Origin of the sequence: Curtobacterium sp. PhB78, from assembly GCF_003751685.1 — a bacterium.
GTDB lineage: Bacteria > Actinomycetota > Actinomycetes > Actinomycetales > Microbacteriaceae > Curtobacterium.
In genome coordinates, this window is record NZ_RKIA01000003.1 from 19,872 (window position 1) to 38,300 (window position 18,429).

General features: G+C 71.0%; 13 protein-coding genes and 1 pseudogene. 3 read left to right on the forward strand and 11 right to left on the reverse strand.

The window, feature by feature from the left end; all coding sequences use genetic code 11:
• Nucleotides 1-65: 65 nt before the first annotated feature.
• The 3 genes and pseudogenes from EDF53_RS06930 to EDF53_RS06940 all read right to left on the reverse strand — a co-directional run bounded on the left by EDF53_RS06930 (nucleotide 66) and on the right by EDF53_RS06940 (nucleotide 2,810).
• Nucleotides 66-782: a GntR family transcriptional regulator gene (locus tag EDF53_RS06930; RefSeq protein WP_111083725.1), complete on the reverse strand. Its 717-nt coding sequence runs from the start codon at nucleotides 780-782 to the stop codon at nucleotides 66-68.
• Between the two features lie 44 nt (nucleotides 783-826).
• Nucleotides 827-1,748: pseudogene (locus EDF53_RS06935) on the reverse strand (YhcG family protein).
• 84 nt (nucleotides 1,749-1,832) lie between these two features.
• On the reverse strand, nucleotides 1,833-2,810 hold the full coding sequence (locus EDF53_RS06940; protein ID WP_185020976.1) for a matrixin family metalloprotease: 978 nt from the start codon (nucleotides 2,808-2,810) through the stop codon (nucleotides 1,833-1,835).
• A gap of 130 nt (nucleotides 2,811-2,940) precedes the next feature.
• On the opposite strand from EDF53_RS06940, the gene EDF53_RS06945 reads away from it, so the two are divergent.
• Nucleotides 2,941-3,822 (forward strand): aminoglycoside phosphotransferase family protein, encoded by an 882-nt coding sequence (locus EDF53_RS06945; RefSeq protein ID WP_123292895.1) that lies wholly within the window; start codon nucleotides 2,941-2,943, stop codon nucleotides 3,820-3,822.
• Nucleotides 3,823-3,842: 20 nt separating this feature from the next.
• On the opposite strand, the gene EDF53_RS06950 is transcribed toward EDF53_RS06945, so the two are convergent.
• The 4 genes from EDF53_RS06950 to EDF53_RS06965 all read right to left on the reverse strand — a co-directional run bounded on the left by EDF53_RS06950 (nucleotide 3,843) and on the right by EDF53_RS06965 (nucleotide 11,221).
• Entirely contained in the window at nucleotides 3,843-4,760 is a 918-nt protein-coding gene (locus EDF53_RS06950) for a GNAT family N-acetyltransferase (protein WP_221181200.1), read from the reverse strand.
• Nucleotides 4,761-4,935: 175 nt separating this feature from the next.
• On the reverse strand, nucleotides 4,936-6,870 hold the full coding sequence (locus EDF53_RS06955; protein ID WP_123292896.1) for a prolyl oligopeptidase family serine peptidase: 1,935 nt from the start codon (nucleotides 6,868-6,870) through the stop codon (nucleotides 4,936-4,938).
• Nucleotides 6,870-8,654 carry an N-acetylglutaminylglutamine amidotransferase gene (locus tag EDF53_RS06960; protein ID WP_123292897.1) on the reverse strand — a complete coding sequence of 595 codons (1,785 nt, stop codon included), beginning with the start codon at nucleotides 8,652-8,654 and terminating at the stop codon, nucleotides 6,870-6,872. Before EDF53_RS06960 ends, EDF53_RS06955 begins: the two co-directional genes overlap by 1 nt.
• Nucleotides 8,654-11,221, reverse strand: coding sequence for a carboxylate--amine ligase/circularly permuted type 2 ATP-grasp protein (locus EDF53_RS06965; protein ID WP_123292898.1), 2,568 nt, complete (start codon nucleotides 11,219-11,221; stop codon nucleotides 8,654-8,656). The genes EDF53_RS06960 and EDF53_RS06965 overlap by 1 nt, the downstream gene beginning before the upstream one ends.
• 86 nt (nucleotides 11,222-11,307) lie before the next feature.
• On the opposite strand from EDF53_RS06965, the gene EDF53_RS06970 reads away from it, so the two are divergent.
• Both EDF53_RS06970 and EDF53_RS06975 read left to right on the forward strand, forming a co-directional pair.
• Nucleotides 11,308-12,024, forward strand: a complete 717-nt coding sequence (locus EDF53_RS06970) for an ABC transporter ATP-binding protein (protein ID WP_123292899.1) — start codon at nucleotides 11,308-11,310, stop codon at nucleotides 12,022-12,024.
• The gene (locus EDF53_RS06975) at nucleotides 12,021-13,310 is read left to right on the forward strand and encodes a hypothetical protein (protein WP_123292900.1); all 1,290 of its coding nucleotides are present in this window, start codon (nucleotides 12,021-12,023) and stop codon (nucleotides 13,308-13,310) included. Before EDF53_RS06970 ends, EDF53_RS06975 begins: the two co-directional genes overlap by 4 nt.
• 915 nt (nucleotides 13,311-14,225) lie before the next feature.
• Here the strand turns inward: EDF53_RS06975 and EDF53_RS06980 are convergent.
• Genes EDF53_RS06980 through EDF53_RS06995 form a run of 4 tightly spaced genes read right to left on the reverse strand, consistent with a single transcriptional unit; the run spans nucleotide 14,226 to nucleotide 18,419 of the window.
• Nucleotides 14,226-15,086 carry an ABC transporter permease gene (locus EDF53_RS06980; protein ID WP_123292901.1) on the reverse strand — a complete coding sequence of 287 codons (861 nt, stop codon included), beginning with the start codon at nucleotides 15,084-15,086 and terminating at the stop codon, nucleotides 14,226-14,228.
• On the reverse strand, nucleotides 15,083-16,018 hold the full coding sequence (locus EDF53_RS06985) for an ABC transporter permease (protein ID WP_123292902.1): 936 nt from the start codon (nucleotides 16,016-16,018) through the stop codon (nucleotides 15,083-15,085). Before EDF53_RS06985 ends, EDF53_RS06980 begins: the two co-directional genes overlap by 4 nt.
• Nucleotides 16,015-17,235 (reverse strand): PotD/PotF family extracellular solute-binding protein, encoded by a 1,221-nt coding sequence (locus EDF53_RS06990; RefSeq protein ID WP_165918680.1) that lies wholly within the window; start codon nucleotides 17,233-17,235, stop codon nucleotides 16,015-16,017. Before EDF53_RS06990 ends, EDF53_RS06985 begins: the two co-directional genes overlap by 4 nt.
• Nucleotides 17,232-18,419: an ABC transporter ATP-binding protein gene (locus tag EDF53_RS06995; protein WP_123292904.1), complete on the reverse strand. Its 1,188-nt coding sequence runs from the start codon at nucleotides 18,417-18,419 to the stop codon at nucleotides 17,232-17,234. The genes EDF53_RS06990 and EDF53_RS06995 overlap by 4 nt, the downstream gene beginning before the upstream one ends.
• Nucleotides 18,420-18,429: the final 10 nt, after the last annotated feature.

The window sequence follows — 18,429 nt, forward strand, 5'->3', positions numbered from 1 at the left end:
CGGCGGTGAACCTCTTTCCTATAGGAAAGATACTCGCACCTCGACAGAGCGCAACCCCTGCGGGATCAGCTCGTGTGCGAAGCGTCCTCGCGCGACCGGAGCCGGACGGCGTCGATGTGGTGCCGCATCGCCGCGACCGCTTCAGCCGGCCCGACCGCGAGGGCATCGACCACCGCTCGGTGCTCGTGCACGGCGCGGTCGGTGTCGTCCCCGCCACCCTCGACGATCTGCCGCATACGGTGCACCCGCGTCGTGATGATCTCGGACATCTCCTCGAGGAACGGGTTCCGCGTGGCATCGAAGATCAGCTGGTGGAACTGCCAGTCGCTGCGGAAGAAGCGGGCCATGAGTTCCTCCGAAGCCTCAGCCGCACCGACCGCCGCGACCTCGTCGGCCACCGCAGCCTGCTCGTCGAGCGCCGTGCCGAGCCGCTCCCGCAGGGCGTCGACGTCACCGCGCGCAGCGAGCTCGACGGCACCGCTCTCCACGATGAGCCGGGCGTCGAACAGCGCCTCGAGTTGGTCGCCAGCCAGGGGTGGGGAGACCCGGTACCCCTTGTTCGCCTCTCGGGTGACGAGGCCGGTGCGTTCGAGCTGCACGAGGGCTTCGCGCACCGGGGTCGGGGAGACGCCGAGGGTGCGGGCGAGCCCGTCGATCGACAGTCGCATGCCGGGTTCGACGTCGTGGCCCATCAGGACCTCGAGCACCCGGTCGTAGACGCGGTCACGCAGGCCGAGCTGCGTGATGCGCTCCGTCCCGAAGCCGGGCATGGTCGTGGACATGGGTCGATCCTAGAGAATCCACGAATTCGACAGCTCGGCCCTGATCAGTTGACGGCAGAATCGGAGAGCATCCCCGTCAGGTCGTCCTCCGAGGGCAGTGCCGCACGAAGCGTCGATGGAAGGAGGTCGTACCGAGCGACGCCGACCGGGGCTCCGTGCCCGCTGAGGGCGTACCGCACGACCGGGTCGTTCTTGTCAGCCACGAGCAGGAGCCCAACGGTGCCCGAGTGCTGTTGGCGCCGGAGCCGGTCGTCGACCGGGGACACGTAGAACGACAGCTGGCCGAGGTGTTCGGGGTTGAACTTGCCGCCCGACGAACGAAGACCCAGTGCCGAGCTCCCGGAGCGTGTCGATGATGCGGTCGACGAGCCGCTCCTCGAGCTGTCGCTCCGTTGCACCTGCGTCGAGCGCCAAGAAGTCGAGCACGTACGGATCGCGCGTGATCTGCTGCGCCAGATCGGAGTCAGCCTCGTCGAGGACACGGTCGAAGTTGGTCAGTGCTGAGGTGAATCGCTCGTGGGCGTTCGTCGCGACGTGGTGCTCGAGGACGTTCCGGGACCAACCGTGCTCGAGCGCTTGCGCCGCGTACCAGTCACGGCGCTCTCGGCCGTCGAGGCGACCGAGCAACACCGTGATGTGACCCCACGGAAGTTGTGCAACAGGCTGTTGCACGACATCCGGACCAGGCCACGCTGCCGCGAAACTGCGCATGTAGAACACGTTCCGCCGTGAGAAGCCCTTCATCTCAGGAAAGGCGGTCCGGAGATCACGCGCCAACTGGTCCACGAGCCCACTCCCCCACCCTGCGGTTTGCTGGCGGTCGAGAATCATTGCGCCGATCTGCCAGTAGAGGCGGACCAGCTCTGTGTTGACACGGCGCTGCGCCGTGAACCTGGCGGATTGGACGCGCTTCTTCAGCGCATCGAGCGTTGCCGCGTAATTCTCGGGCAGGGCAGGTTGGGTCATCGCGAACGACCGTAGCCAGTGCGCGCGGTCAGCGGGCCCGTCCAGCTGATCCTGTGGACAGATCGACGACGCCGTCGCGTCCGCTCAGTACAGCACCGCGATCCCCCGCAGATCGCCGAGCCCGAGCGTCCGCTGCGCTGTGTCGCACACCGTGGACGACGGCTTCATCACGAGCCCCGACTTCTGCGCCGTGTGCCCGAGCCCGTACGAGTGCCCCCACTCGTGCGTCGCGATGCCGCGCAGGTCGAACCGGTTGCCCGAGCAGGTGCTGGTCGATGCCCACCGGTGGCTCGTCGAGTACCGCTGGTCGGTCTCGAATGCGACCCCGCCCGTGAAGGACCAGATGCACGTCAGCGCCAGGGTCTTCGACGGCAGCTTGCCCCACCCGACGACGCTCGTCCGGTTCGAGGTCCCGCAGCCACCATCGGCGGTGACCGCAGGCTTCTGCGTCGCGGTGCCGAGGTACTCCTGGGCCGCCGTCGACTGGACCGTCTCACCGCACGCCGTGATCGTGCCGGTCCAGGCCTCGGCACCGCGCTGGATCGCTGCGACGTTCGACACCTTCGACCCCGTCGGGTTGTACCGCCACTGGACGGTGGACTCCCAGTGCGCGCCGGTCAGCACGTACGCCTTGCTCCCGCAGCTCGCGGACGTCGTGGCGCCGCTGTGCGAGACGGTGCCACGGATCGTCGCTCCGAGCGTGCGGCGCTGCTGGGCTGCGCGTTCCTGCCGGACGGCGGTGGGCGATCCGGCCCACACCTCGTCGACCTGCACGGCGATGCCCGCGGCACCACGGTTCGCGATCACCACGTCACCGGGGTCGGTGTCCCCTTCGGCGACCGGGGCAGCGGTGAGCGTGACGCCGGCTGCGGGTACCGCGAAGGTCCGGCCGTCCTCGAGTGCGACCGCGCCGGAGCTGACGCGACACCCGGACGCCAGGTCGTGGATCGAGATGCTGCTCCCCTGGCAGCTTGGCGCTCCCGCGATTCCCGGTGCGGCGACGACCGCCGTCAGGGCGAGCCCGAGTGCGACCGCGGCTGCGGCCTTCGACGACGTGCGCACAGCGCCTCCTTGATCACGCCGCACCCGCACCCCGGTGGCGGACGGCTGCATCAGTGTCCGAGGGTGCGGAAGGGTCGACAAGCCCCCAGAACGGCCGCGGTGCGCAGAGCGGACCGGGTAACGTGCCGCCATGCACTGGGGCGACACCGGACTCGACGACCACCAGATGGCGTTCGTGCTCCGCACGCTCCCCGACGCGGTCTTCGTGGCGGACGACTCGTGGGGTCTGCTCGACACGAGGGTCCTGCACGTCGTCGACGGCGACGACAGCTACACCGTGAAGGCCTCGGGCCAGGACAACACCCACTTTCCCCGCGAACTCGACGCGCACCGGACCGTGACCGACGACCTGTGCGCCGCCGGGGACACCGGTGCCCTCGTGGCCGCGGACGAACAGCACCGGGTCCTGGTCCTCGAGCGCGTCCCCGGTCACCTCGCCCTCGGGACCCCGGACGAGCACGCCCCCGACGTCCACCGGCAGGCCGGCGCAGTCCTCCGGCGTCTGCACGACCACGGCACCCGGCACGACCCGACGTTCCTGCTGCACGAACAGGCGAAGGCCCTCCGCGCGCTCGATGCCCCGCACCGGATCTCGGCAGACGTCGTCGCCCGGACCCGCGCGGCACTCGAGATGCTCCCCACCGACCACCCGGACGAGCCCCTGGTCCCGACCCACGGCGACTTCCACCCGCGCAACTGGATCGTCGACGACGAAGGCGACGGCCACGGCCACGGCCACGGCAGGCTCCGCGTCATCGACTTCGGCCGCTTCGGCTGGCGCCCGGCCGCCTTCGACCTCACCCGCCTCGCGGTGCTGCACTGGCAGGACGATCCGGCCCTCGAAGCGGCGTTCTTCGACGGCTACGGCGACGATCCGCGCGAGTCGGACGCTTGGCGCTGGCTGCAACTCCGCGAGGCCGTCGGCACCGCGACCTGGGCCTACGCCGTCGGTGACGAGGGCTTCGAGGCCCAGGGCCACGACATGCTCCGGCGCGCCCTCACCGCCTTCTGACGGTCAGGAACGAGCCCAGCTCACGGCACCCGCACGAACCGCGGCGCCCCGCGATCCCGCAGCCGGAACCCGAGGTGCTGGTACAACCCGATCGCCCCGGTGTTCCCGGCAGCCGCGTGCATCAGGGGTGTCTCCCCACGCTCGCGGATGCCGTGCGCGACGGCGAGCACCAGCCGCCGCCCGAACCCCTGCCCCCGGTACGCCTCGTCCGTGCACACCGCGCTGATCTCGGTCCACCCCGGCGGGTGCAACCGCTCCCCCGCCATCGCGACGAGTCGCCCGTCGCGCCGGATGCCCAGGTACGTGCCGAGCTCGATGGTGCGCGGCAGGAACGGCCCCGGCTTCGTCCGCTCCACCAGGGCGGTCATCTCCGGCACGTCGTCGGCTGTCAGCACGATGGCTTCGTCGTCGGGCGCCCCCTCGATCGCCTCGCCGGTGAGCTGCACGCCCCCGGCGCCCTCGACGAGCTCCCACCCCGACGGCAGGACGGCAGCCGCACCGACGCCGAGCATCCCGCCCGACCCGAGCAGCGCCCGGACGTCCTCCCAGTCCTGCGCAGTGGGTTGCGCGGGGATCCCTGTCCACACCGACACGTCGGTCTGGTACCGGACGATCTCGCCACGCCGCTCGGCGAACCGTGCGTGGTGGCTGTTCAGCGCGGCCATGGCGGGCGCGTCGAGCATCCGCGTCGGGGTGCCGTCGGCGGCGATCGTCAGGTCGAGGGTCCGGAGCGCTTCGCCGCGGGCATCACCAGCACGGAACCCGAGGTCCTCGATCCGCCGACGGTCGCCGTCCGCCCATCCGGCGGTGTCCGCGACGACCCCGGAGGCGTAGTGGTTCGTGGCGCGTTGGACGACCTGCTCGACGTCCGCTGCCGAGGTCACGAGGACCTCTCCCGGTCGGGGCAGCGCGGTCGAGGTCGGCGCAGTCGTCGTCATCCCACCATTCTCTGCCCGCGGCGAGCGCCGCCGGCGCATCGTTGCACCCGGTGACACCGTGGTGCGGCTCGCACGGTGCGAGGGGGCTCACGGGCCGTGCGAGGTTCCGTGCTCGGTGCGAGCGCACGTGCACCGCACGGAGTATGGAACCTCGCACCAGACCGAGCGCCCCGCCTCACCCCAGCCGCGACGCCACGAACTCCACCATCCGCACCACCAGAAGCGCCCGCGACGACGCCCGTCGGTACTCGTGCCCTTCACCCGCGAGCTCCAGGTACTCGACGTCGTGCGCCCGCTCCCGCAGCGCCGCGACCACCTGGTGCGCCTCGCCGATGGGGACGTTCGTGTCGAGCTCACCGTGCACGACGAGCAACGGCGCCGTGACGTCGTCGATCGCCCGCATCGGCGACAGGGCCGCGAGCAGCGCTTCGTCGTCGACGGGGTGCCCGTACTTCGTCGCGGCGGCAGAGGCGATCCACGGTTCGGTGTCCCGGTAGAACGTGGCGAAGTCGCTCATCCCGCACACGGCGACCCCGGCCGCGAACACGTCGGGCGTGAACGCCAACGACGCGAGGGTCGCGTACCCGCCGTAGGAGCGGCCCTCGACGGCCACCCGGGAGCGGTCGGCGTACCCGTTCGACACCAGGAACCGTGCGCAGTCCACGACGTCGGCGAGTGCGTTCCAGCGCAGGGCCAGGTCGTCTGCGTGCACGAACTCGTGTCCGTACCCGGACGAACCGCGGATGTTCGGGGCGAGGACGGTCACGCCCGCTGCGGCGAGCGCCTGGTGCTGCGGTGAGAACGTGGGTCGCTCCTGCGACTCCGGTCCGCCGTGCAGGTGGACGAGCGCTGCGCGCGGGCCGGGAGGAACGTCCCGCGTCACGTCATCGGCATCCGCCACCGCCGCGGCCGGCTCCACCGCCCGGTACAGCCAGGCGGTCAGCTCCAGTCCGTCACGGGCGGTGAACCGCTCGAGCGTCGGCTCGACCAGCTGCAGGTCCGGCAGCGCGGGGACGTCGGAGACCCGGCTCCAGGTGAGCGCGTTCGTGTCGAGCCGCCAGAGTTCTCGCGGTCGGGTCGGTCCCTCGACGGCGAGCAGCACGCTCCGGCCGTCACGGCTGAGCACCGGGTCGGTGACGACGTACCCGGGCAGGTCGGGCACCGCGGTGCGCGAGGCGTCGTGGGTGTTGATGAGGTCGAGTTCGCTGCGCCCGTCGACGTTCCAGACGAGCAGCAGCGTGCGGCCGGCGTCGTCGGCGTCGAGGTACTCGAGTTCGGCGTCGGCGCGCTCGATGATCCGTCGGGGAGTGCCGCGCCAGCCGTGTGGTCCGACCGGCTGCGCGACGAGTCCGCGGCGGGGCAGTCCGGCCTCGGTGGCGACGTAGGCGACGAGGGGGCTGGTCTCGCTTGCGGGCGAGGGCCGCAGGAACGCGATCTCGGCGGACCCGTCGGGGTCGTCGGCGAACAGGGCGTGGCTCTCGTCGGTCAGCCGGTCGACGACGACCACGAACTCCTGCCCACGCTGCCCGTCACTGAGCACGACGAGGCGTTCCTCCACCGACAGGTCGAGGATGTGGATGAGTTCGCCGACGGCCAGGTCGTCGCGGTCGCCGGACACCGGGTCGACCAGGTACGAGCGGGCCGGCTGGTCGGCTTCGGTCGAGGGCAGCGTGATGACGACCCGGTGCCCGCTGCGGCTCCACGGGCCGAGTTCCGCGTGCTGGTACCGCGAACCGGCGATCTGTGCGGCGTCGGTGCCGTCCGGCCGGACCACCCAGACCTGCTGCTTCACGCCACCGTCGGTCGCGATCGCCACGGCGAGCCACTCCCCGTCGGACGACCACGACACCCGGGTCACGGGGTCGTCGGACAGCGCGATCCGGACCGGTTCCGGCAGTTCGCCGTCGACGACGACGTCCTGCACGAACACCTCGGGCGTGCCGTGCCGGTCGGACACGAACGCCACGCGCCGGGCGTTCCGGGTCATCGTGGGGCCCCACGACCCCCAGGCGGCGGCGAGCCGCTCACCCAGGTCGGCCGCGGCCCTGGTGGTGACCGAGGGACGGACGTCGGCCGACGACGCGACGCTCGCCGCGCCTCCCGGCCGCATCACCGCACCCCCTGCTGCTGCAGCCACATCTCGATCAGGCCGAGCTGCCAGAGCGCGTTCGCGCCGATCTCGGTCCGCGTGCTGTTCGGGTCCTGGAGCATCCGCTCGACCGTACCCGGGTCGAACAGGCCGCGCTCACGTGCCTCCGGCGCGTGCAGTGCCGCGCGCACCCGCTCCAGGTACGGGCCCTCGAGCTGCCGGATCGCGGGCACCGGGAACGACCCCTTGCTGCGGTCGATGACACTGTCGGGGACGATGCCGCGCGACGCCCGCTTCATGACGCCCTTGCCGCCGTCCGACAGCTTGAGCGCGGGCGGGATCGCACCGGCGAGCTCGACGAACTCGTGGTCCAGGAACGGCACGCGGGCCTCGAGGCCCCACGCCATCGTCATGTTGTCGACGCGCTTGACCGGGTCGTCGACGAGCATCGTCATCGTGTCGCTGCGGAGCGCAGCATCCACGCTCGTCTCCGCGCCCGGAACCGCGAACGCAGCGTCCACGAACGCCGACGGGGTGTCGTCGTCGCTCTTCCAGCGCCCCCCGAGCAGCCCCTGCAGCGCGGGCCAGCGACGGTCCATGAACACGGAGCGGTAGGCCTCCGCCGCCTGGTCACGGGGGACGTCGGCGAGCGGCGGGTACCAGTCGTAGCCGGCGAGCACCTCGTCGGCACCCTGGCCGGACTGCACGACCTTGACGTGCTGCGAGACCTCCTGCGACAGCAGGTAGAACGCGACGCAGTCGTGGCTGACCATCGGCTCACTCATGGCGGCGACCGCACCGTCGATGCCGTCGAGCAGGCGCGTCGAGGGGATGTGGATGCGGTGGTGGTCGGTGCCGAAGTGCTTCGCGACCTGGTCCGAGTACTCGAACTCGTCGCCGGACTCACCGCCAGCGGCCTCGAAGCCGATGCTGAACGTGGCGAGGTCCTGCTGCCCGGCCTCGGCGAGCAGTCCGACGACCAGGGACGAGTCGATGCCGCCGGACAGCAGCACGCCGACGGGGACGTCGGCCACCATGCGGCGCTCGACCGCGGTGCGGAGCGACCCGATGAACGCCTGCTCCCAGTCCTGGTCGGTCCAGTCGGCCCTGGCGGGGTCGCGTTCGAACCGCGGCTCCCAGTACACGGTGTCGCGGGACGTACCGTCGCGCTCGATCACCCGGACGGTGGCGGGCGGGAGCTTGCCGACACCGGACAGGATCGTGCGGGGTGCCGGCACGATCGAGTGGAAGCTCATGTAGGACGCGAAGGCGACGGGGTCGATGGACGTGTCGATGCCGCCACCGGCCAGCACCGCAGGCAGGGAGCTTGCGAACCGCAGCCCGCCTGGTACCTGTGCCACGTACAACGGCTTGATGCCGAGCCGGTCCCGCGCGAGGACGAGTCGGCCGCTGGCGTGCTCCCAGATCGCGATGGCGAACATGCCGATCAGGTGCTCGACGAAGGCCGTGCCCCACTCGGCGTAGGCGACGGCGATGACCTCGGTGTCCGACGTCGAGAAGAACTCGTGCCCCCTGCCGCGCAGCTCGTCACGCAGCTGCGCGTAGTTGTAGACCATGCCGTTGTACGCGATCGTCAGTCCGGCCCGGGGCAGCACCATCGGCTGCGCGCCGGCGGTGGACAGGTCGACGATCGACAGCCGTCGGTGCCCGAGCGCGATCGGCCCGCGTGCCCACAGCCCGTCACCGTCGGGGCCGCGGTGCACCATGCACCCGGTCATCCGCGCCACCGCCCCGACGTCCGGGGCCGTGCCGTCGAACCGGATCTCGCCCGCGAGTCCACACATCAGCGCTCTCCCTCGACCGCCGCCTTCGCGGCGGATCCCACGATCCACGTGTCCTTGGCCCCGCCGCCGCGCGACGAGTTCACGACCATGCTGCCCTCGGGCGCGACCCGGGTCAGCGCGACGTCGGCGAGGTGCGCGTCGTCCGCGCCGGTGCCGGTCAGGTAGACGAACGCGCGCAGGTCGACGTGCCGTGGGTCGAGGCCCGCGGGTCCGATGGTCGGGTGCGACGACAGCTGCACCACTTCCTGCCCGACCCAACCAGCAGGGTCCGCGGCGATCTCACGCCGTCGCTCGGCGACCTCCGGGGCACTCGCGCTCGGCCCGATCAGGACCCCGCGTCCGCCTTCGCCGTCGACCGGCTTCGTCACGAGTTCGCCGACCCGGTCGAGCACGGACAGCCGCTCGCCCTCGATGCTCGTGCGGTACGTCGGCACCGACTCGAGCAGCGGCTTCTCGTCCAGGTAGTACCAGATCAGGTCCGGCACGTTGACGTACATCGCCTTGTCGTCGACCAAGGCGTTGCCCGGGGCGTTCGACAGGTGGACGTGTCCGGCCTCGGCGACGTCGAGGATGCGGGCGCCCAGCTCCGGCGCGTGGTCCGCGGTCAGGGCCCGCACGTCGCGGTCGATCCGCAGGTACAGCCCGTCGAGCACGTCGCCGGTCGTCGCGTCGACCACGCGTCCGTCACGGACGTCCAGGTCAGACCCGGCCAGGAGGCGCAGCCCGGCTCCGTCGGCCAGCCTGCGGTGCTCGAACCACGCGCCGGCGGCGGGGCCGTCGCTGACGAGTGCGAGCACCGGGTCCGGGTTGCCGGTCACCGCGGTCGCGTTCGCGCGGAGGGTCTCACGCAGGCGGTCGGTCACGCCGTGCGGGTCCCGCAACAGCGCCGGACGGGGCGCGTCGGGCACGACGGCGTCCATGAGCTCGCGGAGTGCGATGCCGTACGCCACCCCGGAGGGCGAGCGCACGTTGTCCTCGAGCACCCGCCAGCCACCGAACTCGTTCCGGACCAGGTCGAAGCCGAGCACGGGCGCGCGCACCGCGTGACCGGGCAGGCGCGAAGCGTCGGGGTCCCAGCCGTTCGCGCCGACGAACTGGTGCTCGTCCATCACCCCGTCGGCCACGATCCGCCGCTCGCCGTACACGTCGCGCAGGAACAGCTCGATCGCCCGTGCGCGCTGCCCGAGGCCGCGCTCCAGCTGCGACCACTCGTACGCGCTGATCGTCCGCGGCACCAGGTCGCACCCGAACGCCTGCACGCCGCCGTCCACGACGAAGCCGACCTCGTGCTCGCGGGCCCAGGCGTCGCGTGCGGCGCAGTGCTCGTTCGTCGTGTCGGCGTCCCAGGCGGTGAAGTACGTCGCCAGGTCGCGGAACGCCGGACGGGGGCGGGCACCGGGGCCGACCGCTTCGTCGCCGGCGCGCACGCGGTACCCGGGGACCGCGACCGCCGGGTCCTCGTCACGTCCGGACGGCGTGCCGGCGGTGTCCTCGACCACCAGGGCGACGACGTCGTCGAGCTCCCCGCGCTCGGCGTACGCGGTGCGCTGTCGATCGGTGGAGTTGCCGCGGGCCAGGGTCGCCTCGAGCAGGTCCGTGACGGTGCCCCAGTCGCCGAGCTCCTCGAGTTCCGGGCGCAGGCGGGACACCAGTTGCCGGACGGCGACCTCGGCGGGCAGGCGGTCCGGGTGCTGCCCGAGGCCGAGCAGTTCGCCGCTCAGCCCCGTGCGCGCCGCCTGCCACATCGCCGCACGGTGCAGGGGTTCGCTGCGTGGGTGCCACTCGGCGCCGGACTCGACGGCGACCTCGGCCTTCCGCACCGCGGCCCGGAACAGGCCGGCGATCAGGACCGCGTCGTCGACGATCGGGGTGGCGTCGCAGACCCGGAGCTCGAGCGTCGGAGCGTGCGACGACGGCCGCACGTCGAAGTACGCCATCTTCTTGTCGGCGATCACCCCCGACGCGATCAGGTCGTCGAGCACCTTGTCGTACTCCGCCGCGTTCGACACCCGCCCGAAGCTGCCGGCCGACGGCCACCGCTGCCAGATGATGCTGCGGAACGACGAGTACCCGGTGTCCTGCCCGTTCCAGAACGGACTCGACGCGCTCAGGGCCAGTAGCACCGGCAGCACCGGCGCGACCCGTTGGGCGATCTGCACCGCCAGGTCGCGGTCGCTCACACCGACGTGCACCTGCAGGCCGCAGATGAGCTGCTCGTCGACGAGCATCCGGTACTGCTCCTGCATCCGGCCGTAGCGCCCGCCGCTGGTCAGTTCGAAGTCGGCGTACTCGGACCGCGGCGCCGTCCCGACCGACGCGATGGTGACCCCCGCCGGTGCGATCGCGGCGCTGAGCTCCCGGCGCAGGTCGACGATCACCCGCCGCAGGTCGTCGAGGGTGCGCACCACGGGGGTGTTCGTCTCGATGGTCGTGCGCTGCAGTTCCGCGCCGAAGCGGTCGGCGGGCAGCTTGGGCAGAAGGCGCGGGGCCTTCGCGGAAAGTCGGCCGGACTCGAGGTCGATGAGGTGCAGCTCTTCCTCGGCGCCGAGCGTCAGCTCTGCACTCATGGCTGGAACCTACGCGCGGCGGCTGTGGCGCGCGCCGCGGCACACCGCCCGACGCATGCTCGTAACATATGTCATATATTGGATCGATGACTGCACTCATCGAGTCCACGGCGCTGACGCGTCGGTTCCCCAGTTCCGCAGGCCGTGACGTGACCGTCCTCGACGACGTCACCTTGACCATAGGCCGCGGCGAACTCGTCACGATCGTCGGGCCCAGCGGCTCCGGCAAGTCGACGCTCCTCCAGTGCCTGTCCGGACTGGACGCCCCGACCGCCGGCACCGTGCGCATCGACGGCACCGACCTCGGCACCCTTCGCGGCGATGCCCTCGCGGCGTTCCGCCGAGACCACCTCGGGTTCGTGTTCCAGTCGTACAACCTCATCCCGGCGCTGACGGCGTTCGAGAACGTGGCGCTGCCTCTCCGGCTGTCGACCGGATCCGTCGATCGCGCCGTCGTCCGGAACGCCCTCGACGCGGTGGGACTGACGGCGGTCGCCCGGCACCGTCCCGGACAGCTCTCCGGTGGACAGCAACAGCGCGTCGCGATCGCCCGCACCATCGTCACGGCACCGGACGTCGTGTTCGCCGACGAGCCGACCGGCGCCCTCGACTCCGAGTCCGGTGCCCGTGTGCTCGAACTCCTGCGGGCAGCTGCCGTCGGGCGACGCTCCGTGGTGATGGTCACGCACGACCTCGAGGCCGCGGCGCTCGGCGACCGAGTGCTCGTGCTGCGCGATGGTCGACTGCACCGCGAGCTCGTGGCGCCGTCCGTGACCGACGTCCTCGCGGCGGTGTCCCGGTGATCACGCGACTCGTCCTGGCCGAGGTCCTCCGGGCCTGGCGACTCTGGACCTCGACGTTCGTCGTCATGGTCCTCGCAGCCGTCGTCGCGCTCGTCTGCGCGGGCGACGTCTCGACCGCTGCGGGGATCGCCGACCGGGCGGACGCCGACGCCCTCCGCAACCACGCGCTGGTGTTCGGCGCCATGAACGCCATCGTCGTCATCGGGGCGCTCAACGTCCTCGTGACGTTCTCGATCCGGATCCAGCGCCGGAACCACGCGCTCTGGCAGTTCGGTGGCATCGGCCCGGCGCTGATCCGACGCGTGGTCTTCGCGCAGGCCGCGACGGTGTCACTGGCCGCGTTCGCCGTGGCCCTCGCGGTGATGCCCCTCACGCTGCAGTCCCTGATGGCCTTCCTCTCCGCCCCGATGCGGAGCACGGGCAGCCCGGCCCTGGAACCCCGACTCGGCGTGCCCGAGGGGCTCATCGCCTTCGCAGCCTTCGAGCTCACGGTGCTGCTGAGTGCGATCGGTGCCGCGCGGGCCGCCTCGAGCACTCCGGCGCTGTTCGCCGTCCGTGAGCCCGAGCTCGAACCACCGCGACCGAGCGTCGGCCGCAAGGTGATCGTGTGGGTGTCCGGCGGGGTCGCCATTGCGCTGTACGCCCTCAACCTCATGGGCGAGCGCGGGATCTCGATGGTCTTCCTCGTGCCGGTCATGGTCTGCGTGATCGCCGTGGCACCGTGGCTCTGCCGAGTGCTGGTCTCCGGGTGGACCGCGGCACTGCCAGGGTCACCCGCCGCGTGGTTCCTCGCGCGCGAGTCACTGCGGTTCCACCTCACGCGCAGCCACTCCGCGATCGCCTTGCTCGCCGTGGCGATGCTGCTCGGGTCGCTCACCGGCTTGGCGGGCGTGTGGGACTCCCCCGCGTACTACCTCGGCGGCCTCGCGATCTTCGGCGGGCCGGTGCTCATCGTCCTCTTCACCGGCGCTGCCACCGTCGTGATGACCACGCTCAGCCGACGACGCGACGTGGCCCTGCTCGTCGTGACCGGCGGCACGTTCCGGACGGCGCTCGTCGCGGCGGTCCTCGAGGCCGTCGCCGTCGTGGTCACGGCTCTCCTCATCGCGCTTCCGTTGGCGTTGGCGAGTGGGCCCGCCGCACTGACGACCTGGACGGACCCGCTCCGGCCACTGCCGTTCGTGGTCGCGATCGGGCTCGTCATCATGGTCGTCGCGACGGTCTCGCCAGTGCTGCAGGCCCGGCGTCGAGCGCTCGGCCCGCAGCTCGTGGACACGGCGGTCTGAGCCACTTCCCGCGACTGAAATACCACATAGGGTGGGAGCGGGTCGCACACCGCCGGGTGTTGGCCCGGGCAAAGTCGAAGCCCACCACCGCTGCAACGGTGATGGGCTTCGAGTTGCTCTCCGAGTGGAAAGCCGGGACGGGCAAGAGCCGTTCCCGAGTCTGATCGCTCGGGTCCAGTGTAATCGAGCTCCGGCCCGACCGCACGCCCGTCCCGGTCTACCGCTCCTCGTGTCCGCCGGCGCTGACACCGGAGGTGGTCTCGATGTCCAACGACACCGATCCCAAGCCCAGGCGTCAGGTGTTCTGGCTGGGGGTCGCGGGCTTGCTCGTGAACCTCACCAGACTCCTGGTCGACCTGGTCCGGAAGGAGTGAGACAAGGACGCCCCGCATCGGTTCCGACCGGTGCGGGGCGTTCTGACGCGTCCGCACCGTGCGCACCTCGTCGCCTCGTGCGAGGTTGCACACTCCGTGCGCCGCTACAAGCACGCACCAAGTGGTCAACCTCGCACCAGCCCGCGAAAGCCGCACCGTGCTGTGGACGCACACCACCCGCCGGACGGGAGGCACGGCGCCAGCCCGCCTCGCGCCTCCCGTCCGCACCTCTTCACTCCGTGCGAGGTTCCACGCACCGTGCCCGGTTACAAGCGCGCACCAAGCGGTCAACCCCGCACCAGTCCGCGGAAGCCGCACCGTGCTGTGGACGCACACCACCCGCCGGACGGGAGGCACCACGCCAGCCCGCCACGCGCCTCCCGCCCGCACCGTGCGCACCTCGCCACCCCGTGCGAGGTTCCGTGCTCGGTGCGAGGCGCGCGGGCTCGCACGGAGTACGGAACCTCGCACCAGCCGACGCACCGCGCACCGTGCGGGCCGTGCGGGCCGTGCGGGCCGTGCGGGCCGTGCGGGCCGGCGCCTACCCGCGCGTCCGGGCCAGGCGCCGGTTCAGCGCACCGTTCAGCAGCGCCACGAGCAGCCCCACGGCGAACACGAGCGTCCCGAAGCACAGCACCTGCGGCGGCATCCCGGCCTTCGCGGCGCCGTACACGAACAGCGGGAACGTCACCGCGGGCCCGGCGACGAACGAGGTGATGACGTAGTCGTCGATCGACATCGCGAGCGCCAGCAGCCCGGCCGCGAGCATGCCCGGCGCGAGCAACGGCAGCGTCACGAGCCGGAAGGCCTGGAACGGCGTCGCACCGAGGTCGCTCGCGGCCTCTTCGAGCACCCGCGACGTGCCGGAGATCCGAGCGCGGAGCACCACCACGACGTACGCGACGTCGAACGCCACGTGGGTGATGAGCACGGTCAGGAACCCGGTGCCGAGGCCCACCGACAAGAAGAACGACAGCGACGCCGAGCCGACAACGATCGAGGGCGCCGCGATGTCCGCGAAGACGACGGCGTTCACGGCACCGCGGCCGGGGAACCGGTACCGCTCGAGCGCCAGGGCCAGCGGCAGCCCGATCGCGACCGAGATGATCGCGGCCAGGAACGCGACGACGACCGAGGTGACGAACGCGGCTCCGAGCCCGGACACGTTGACCAGGTTCGCGTACCAGTACGTCGTGAAGCCGTTCCACGCGAACGACAGCCGGTTCGTCGGGGCGTCGTTGAACGAGTACACGATCATGTAGACGATCGGGACGAGTGTGATCGCGATGGTGACCCAGTAGACGATCGCGAGCCAGGGCCCGCGACGGTTCACGCCGTGGCGGTGGACGACGGGCGACGAGGTGGTCGCGGTGGACGGACGAGACGGTGCGACGGCGGTCATACGAGGTCCTCGAGGTCGTCGGTGCCGGAGACGCGGGCGTAGATGAACAGGATGATGCCGAGCACGACCATGAGCACGGTCGACAGTGCCGCGGCGACGTTGTACTGCTGGTTGCCGGAGTACGCGTCCTGGATCGCCTGGCCGATCGTGTACGTGTTCGTGCCGCCGAGCAGCGCCGAGTTCACCGGGTCGCCGACGCTGTCGATGAACACGAGCAGGACGCCGGCGAAGATGCCCGAGCGGGACAGCGGCAGGGTGGTGTGCCAGAACGCCCGGAACTTGCCGGCGTACAGGTCGTTGGCGGCCTCGCCGAGTCGCGGGTCGATGCGTTCGAGCGCGGCGTAGATCGGCAGCACCATGAACGCCAGGTCGTTGTAGGCGTCGCCGAAGATCACCGCGCCGCCGGTACCGAGGATGTGGAAGTCCTTGCCGGCCAGGCCGATCGCCTGCAGGAAGGTGACGACCGGACCCTGCGACGCGAGCACGAACGCCCACATGTCGGTACGGATGATGAACGACACCAGGAAGCTCACGAACACGAGCATGAGCAGCGGGTTCTTCCACCGCAGTGAGACCCGGAACGCGATGAAGTACGCCACCGGGTACCCGACGATGATGGTCACGACCGTGGCGGCGGCGCCGTACCAGAGGGACCGGAGCAGGAACGTCAGGTAGGGCACCTGCGGGTCGATGAACAGCGAGCCGTAGATCCCCCAGTTCCACGTGAAGGTGTACCCGTCGTCCGGGTTGCCCGACATGAGCGAGACGATGAGCCCCGACACGAGCGGGATGACGAAGAACACGCAGAGGTACGCGGTCCCCACGAGCGCGAGCAGGAAGGGCGTGCTGCGACGGCGCCCCCGACGGACCGGTGCCGGACCAGCACCCGGTGTCGGTGCGGCACCCGGGCCGGCGACCCCGACGGCGGTCACGACTGCACCACCGCGTTGAAGATGCCGTTCCACTCCGAGTACTCGTCGTAGTTCTCGAACACCCGGAACTCGTGCGACCGGTCCAGCACGTCGGAGTCCGGGAACACCAGCGGACTGTCCGCCACCGTCGCGTCGTCGAGCTCGTCACGGACGTAGGCCTCGGCGCTGGGGACCGGGCAGACGTAGTTGACCCAGTCCTCGACGATGCCCGCGATCTTCGGCGTGTAGTAGAAGTCCATCCACTCGAGGGCGGCCACCGGGTTCGCTGCCTGCCGGGGGATCATGAGGTTGTCGTGCCACATCATCTGGCCCTCCTCCGGCGTGACGAACTTCAGGTCCTCGAACCCGGACTGCTGCGCCTGGAAGACGTCGCCGGACCAGGCCTGGGTGATCCAGGTGTCGCCGTTCTCGAGCTTGTTGATGTAGCTCTGGTCGTAGAAGCCGGTCACGCTCGGGCGCAGTTTCCGCAACCACGCCTGCGCTTTCCGCCAGTCCGCCGGGGTCGACGTCTCCGGGGCGATGCCGTTCGCGAGCAGCCCGAGGGAACCGAGCTCGGTGTTGTCGCTCATCAGCCCGACGCGGCCCGCGAACGCCGGGTCGAGCAGGTCCTGGAACGACGTGATCTCGCGGTCGATGTACTTCGGGTTGTAGGCGATCCCGGTGAAGCCGGTCTGCCAGACGACGGAGTGCTTGTTGCCGGGGTCGTACGTCGGGTCCTTCACCGAGTCACCCGCGTTCGCCGCGAAGTTCGGCAGCCGCGAGTGGTCGAGCTCGCACACGAAGCCGTTCTTGATCATCTGGGTCAGCTCGAACCCGTTGGTCATCACGACCAGGTCGTAGCCGGTGGCACCCTGCGCCCGCAGGATCGGCGAGACGGTCGCGTAGAACGTCGCGTTGTCCTGGATCACCGCCTGGTAGTCGACGCTGATGCCGGTGGCCTTCTGGAACAGCGCGAGCGACTCGGACTTGCCGTGGTCGGAGTCGATGTAGAGCGGCCAGTTCGCGAAGTTCAGCTGCTTCGTCGCCTTGGCGTCCTTCCAGAACGCGGTCCAGTCGACGGCGTTCTCGGCGCCGGAGGCGGCTGAGCCCTTGATGCTGCACCCCGTGAGCAGCGCCGCGAGCGCGGCGGCTCCTCCGCCGGCGAGCAGGCCGCGTCGGCTGACGCGCGCGGACGTCAGTCCGCGCAGCAGGTCCGGGCCGGGTCCCCCGCCGGTCACGCGAGCGATCCTGCCGTGGCGGGTGCGGACTGGAGGCCCGTGGCGGCGTGGGTGGTGACGGTCTGGTCGGACGCGGGGTGCGCCTCCAGGCCGAATCCGTGGTCGACGCCCCACGTGAGCCATACCTCGGTGCCGGTCGCGATCCGCGGTCCGCCCTTCGAGTTCTGCGCGAAGACGGAGACGCGGCCGGCGCCGGGGACGTCCACCAGGTACTGCGTGCTGACCCCGGAGAACGAGACGTCGACCACGCGGCCGGGGCCGAGGATGTTGCGGCCGGCTTCGGGGGTGGGCTCCGAGGTGCGGATCTTGAGCTTCTCGGGGCGGACGCCGACGACGACGCTGCCCGAGGTCCGGACGGCGCGGTCGGCCGGGACGGCGATGGTGCCCGCCGGGGTCGCGACCACGAGCAGCGGGCCGTCGGTGCCGCGGACCTCGCCCTCGAGCAGGTTCGACTGGCCGAGGAAGTTCGCGACGAACGCGGTCCGGGGCAGCTCGTACAGGTCCTGGGGGCTGCCCATCTGCTCGATCCGGCCGCCGTTCATGACGGCGACCGTGTCGGCCATCGTCATCGCTTCTTCCTGGTCGTGGGTGACGTGCAGGAAGGTGAGCCCGACCTCGGCCTGGATCGTCTTGAGTTCGAGCTGCATCTGGTGCCGGAGCTTCAGGTCCAGCGCGCCGAGGGGCTCGTCGAGCAGGAGCAGGGCCGGCCGGTTCACGATCGCGCGGGCCAGGGCGACGCGTTGCTGCATGCCGCCGGACAGGGAAGCGGGGCGCTTGTCGGCCGAGGCGTCGAGCTCGACCAGGTGCAGGGCCTCGCGCGCCTTCGTCATCGGGTCCGGGATCCGTCGCCGCTTCAGGCCGAACGCGACGTTGTCGAGCACGCTCATGTGCGGGAACAGCGCGTAGTTCTGGAACACCGTGTTGACGGGCCGCTGGTACGGCTTCGTGTCGGTGACGTCCTCGCCGCCGATCGTGATGGTGCCGCTCGTGGGCTCCTCGAGCCCGGCGACCAGTCGCAGGGTCGTGGTCTTGCCGCAGCCGGAGGGGCCGAGCAGGGCGAAGAACGAGCCGGCCGGCACCGTCAGGTCCAGCGCGTCGACCGCGGTGTGGCCGGGGAACGACTTGGTGATCTGCTCGAGTCGGAGATCGGCTCCGGATTCGGCGAACGTGCCGGTCATTGCCATGGTGCCTCCT

Bases quoted from the DNA above. Each gene is read 5' to 3' on its own strand.
- EDF53_RS06930 (WP_111083725.1), bottom strand. From the start codon at position 782: ATGTCCACGACCATGCCCGGCTTCGGGACGGAGCGCATCACGCAGCTC.
- EDF53_RS06945 (WP_123292895.1), top strand. From the start codon at position 2,941: ATGCACTGGGGCGACACCGGACTCGACGACCACCAGATGGCGTTCGTG.
- EDF53_RS06950 (WP_221181200.1), bottom strand. From the start codon at position 4,760: ATGACGACGACTGCGCCGACCTCGACCGCGCTGCCCCGACCGGGAGAG.
- EDF53_RS06955 (WP_123292896.1), bottom strand. From the start codon at position 6,870: ATGCGGCCGGGAGGCGCGGCGAGCGTCGCGTCGTCGGCCGACGTCCGT.
- EDF53_RS06960 (WP_123292897.1), bottom strand. From the start codon at position 8,654: ATGTGTGGACTCGCGGGCGAGATCCGGTTCGACGGCACGGCCCCGGAC.
- EDF53_RS06965 (WP_123292898.1), bottom strand. From the start codon at position 11,221: ATGAGTGCAGAGCTGACGCTCGGCGCCGAGGAAGAGCTGCACCTCATC.
- EDF53_RS06970 (WP_123292899.1), top strand. From the start codon at position 11,308: ATGACTGCACTCATCGAGTCCACGGCGCTGACGCGTCGGTTCCCCAGT.
- EDF53_RS06980 (WP_123292901.1), bottom strand. From the start codon at position 15,086: ATGACCGCCGTCGCACCGTCTCGTCCGTCCACCGCGACCACCTCGTCG.
- EDF53_RS06995 (WP_123292904.1), bottom strand. From the start codon at position 18,419: ATGGCAATGACCGGCACGTTCGCCGAATCCGGAGCCGATCTCCGACTC.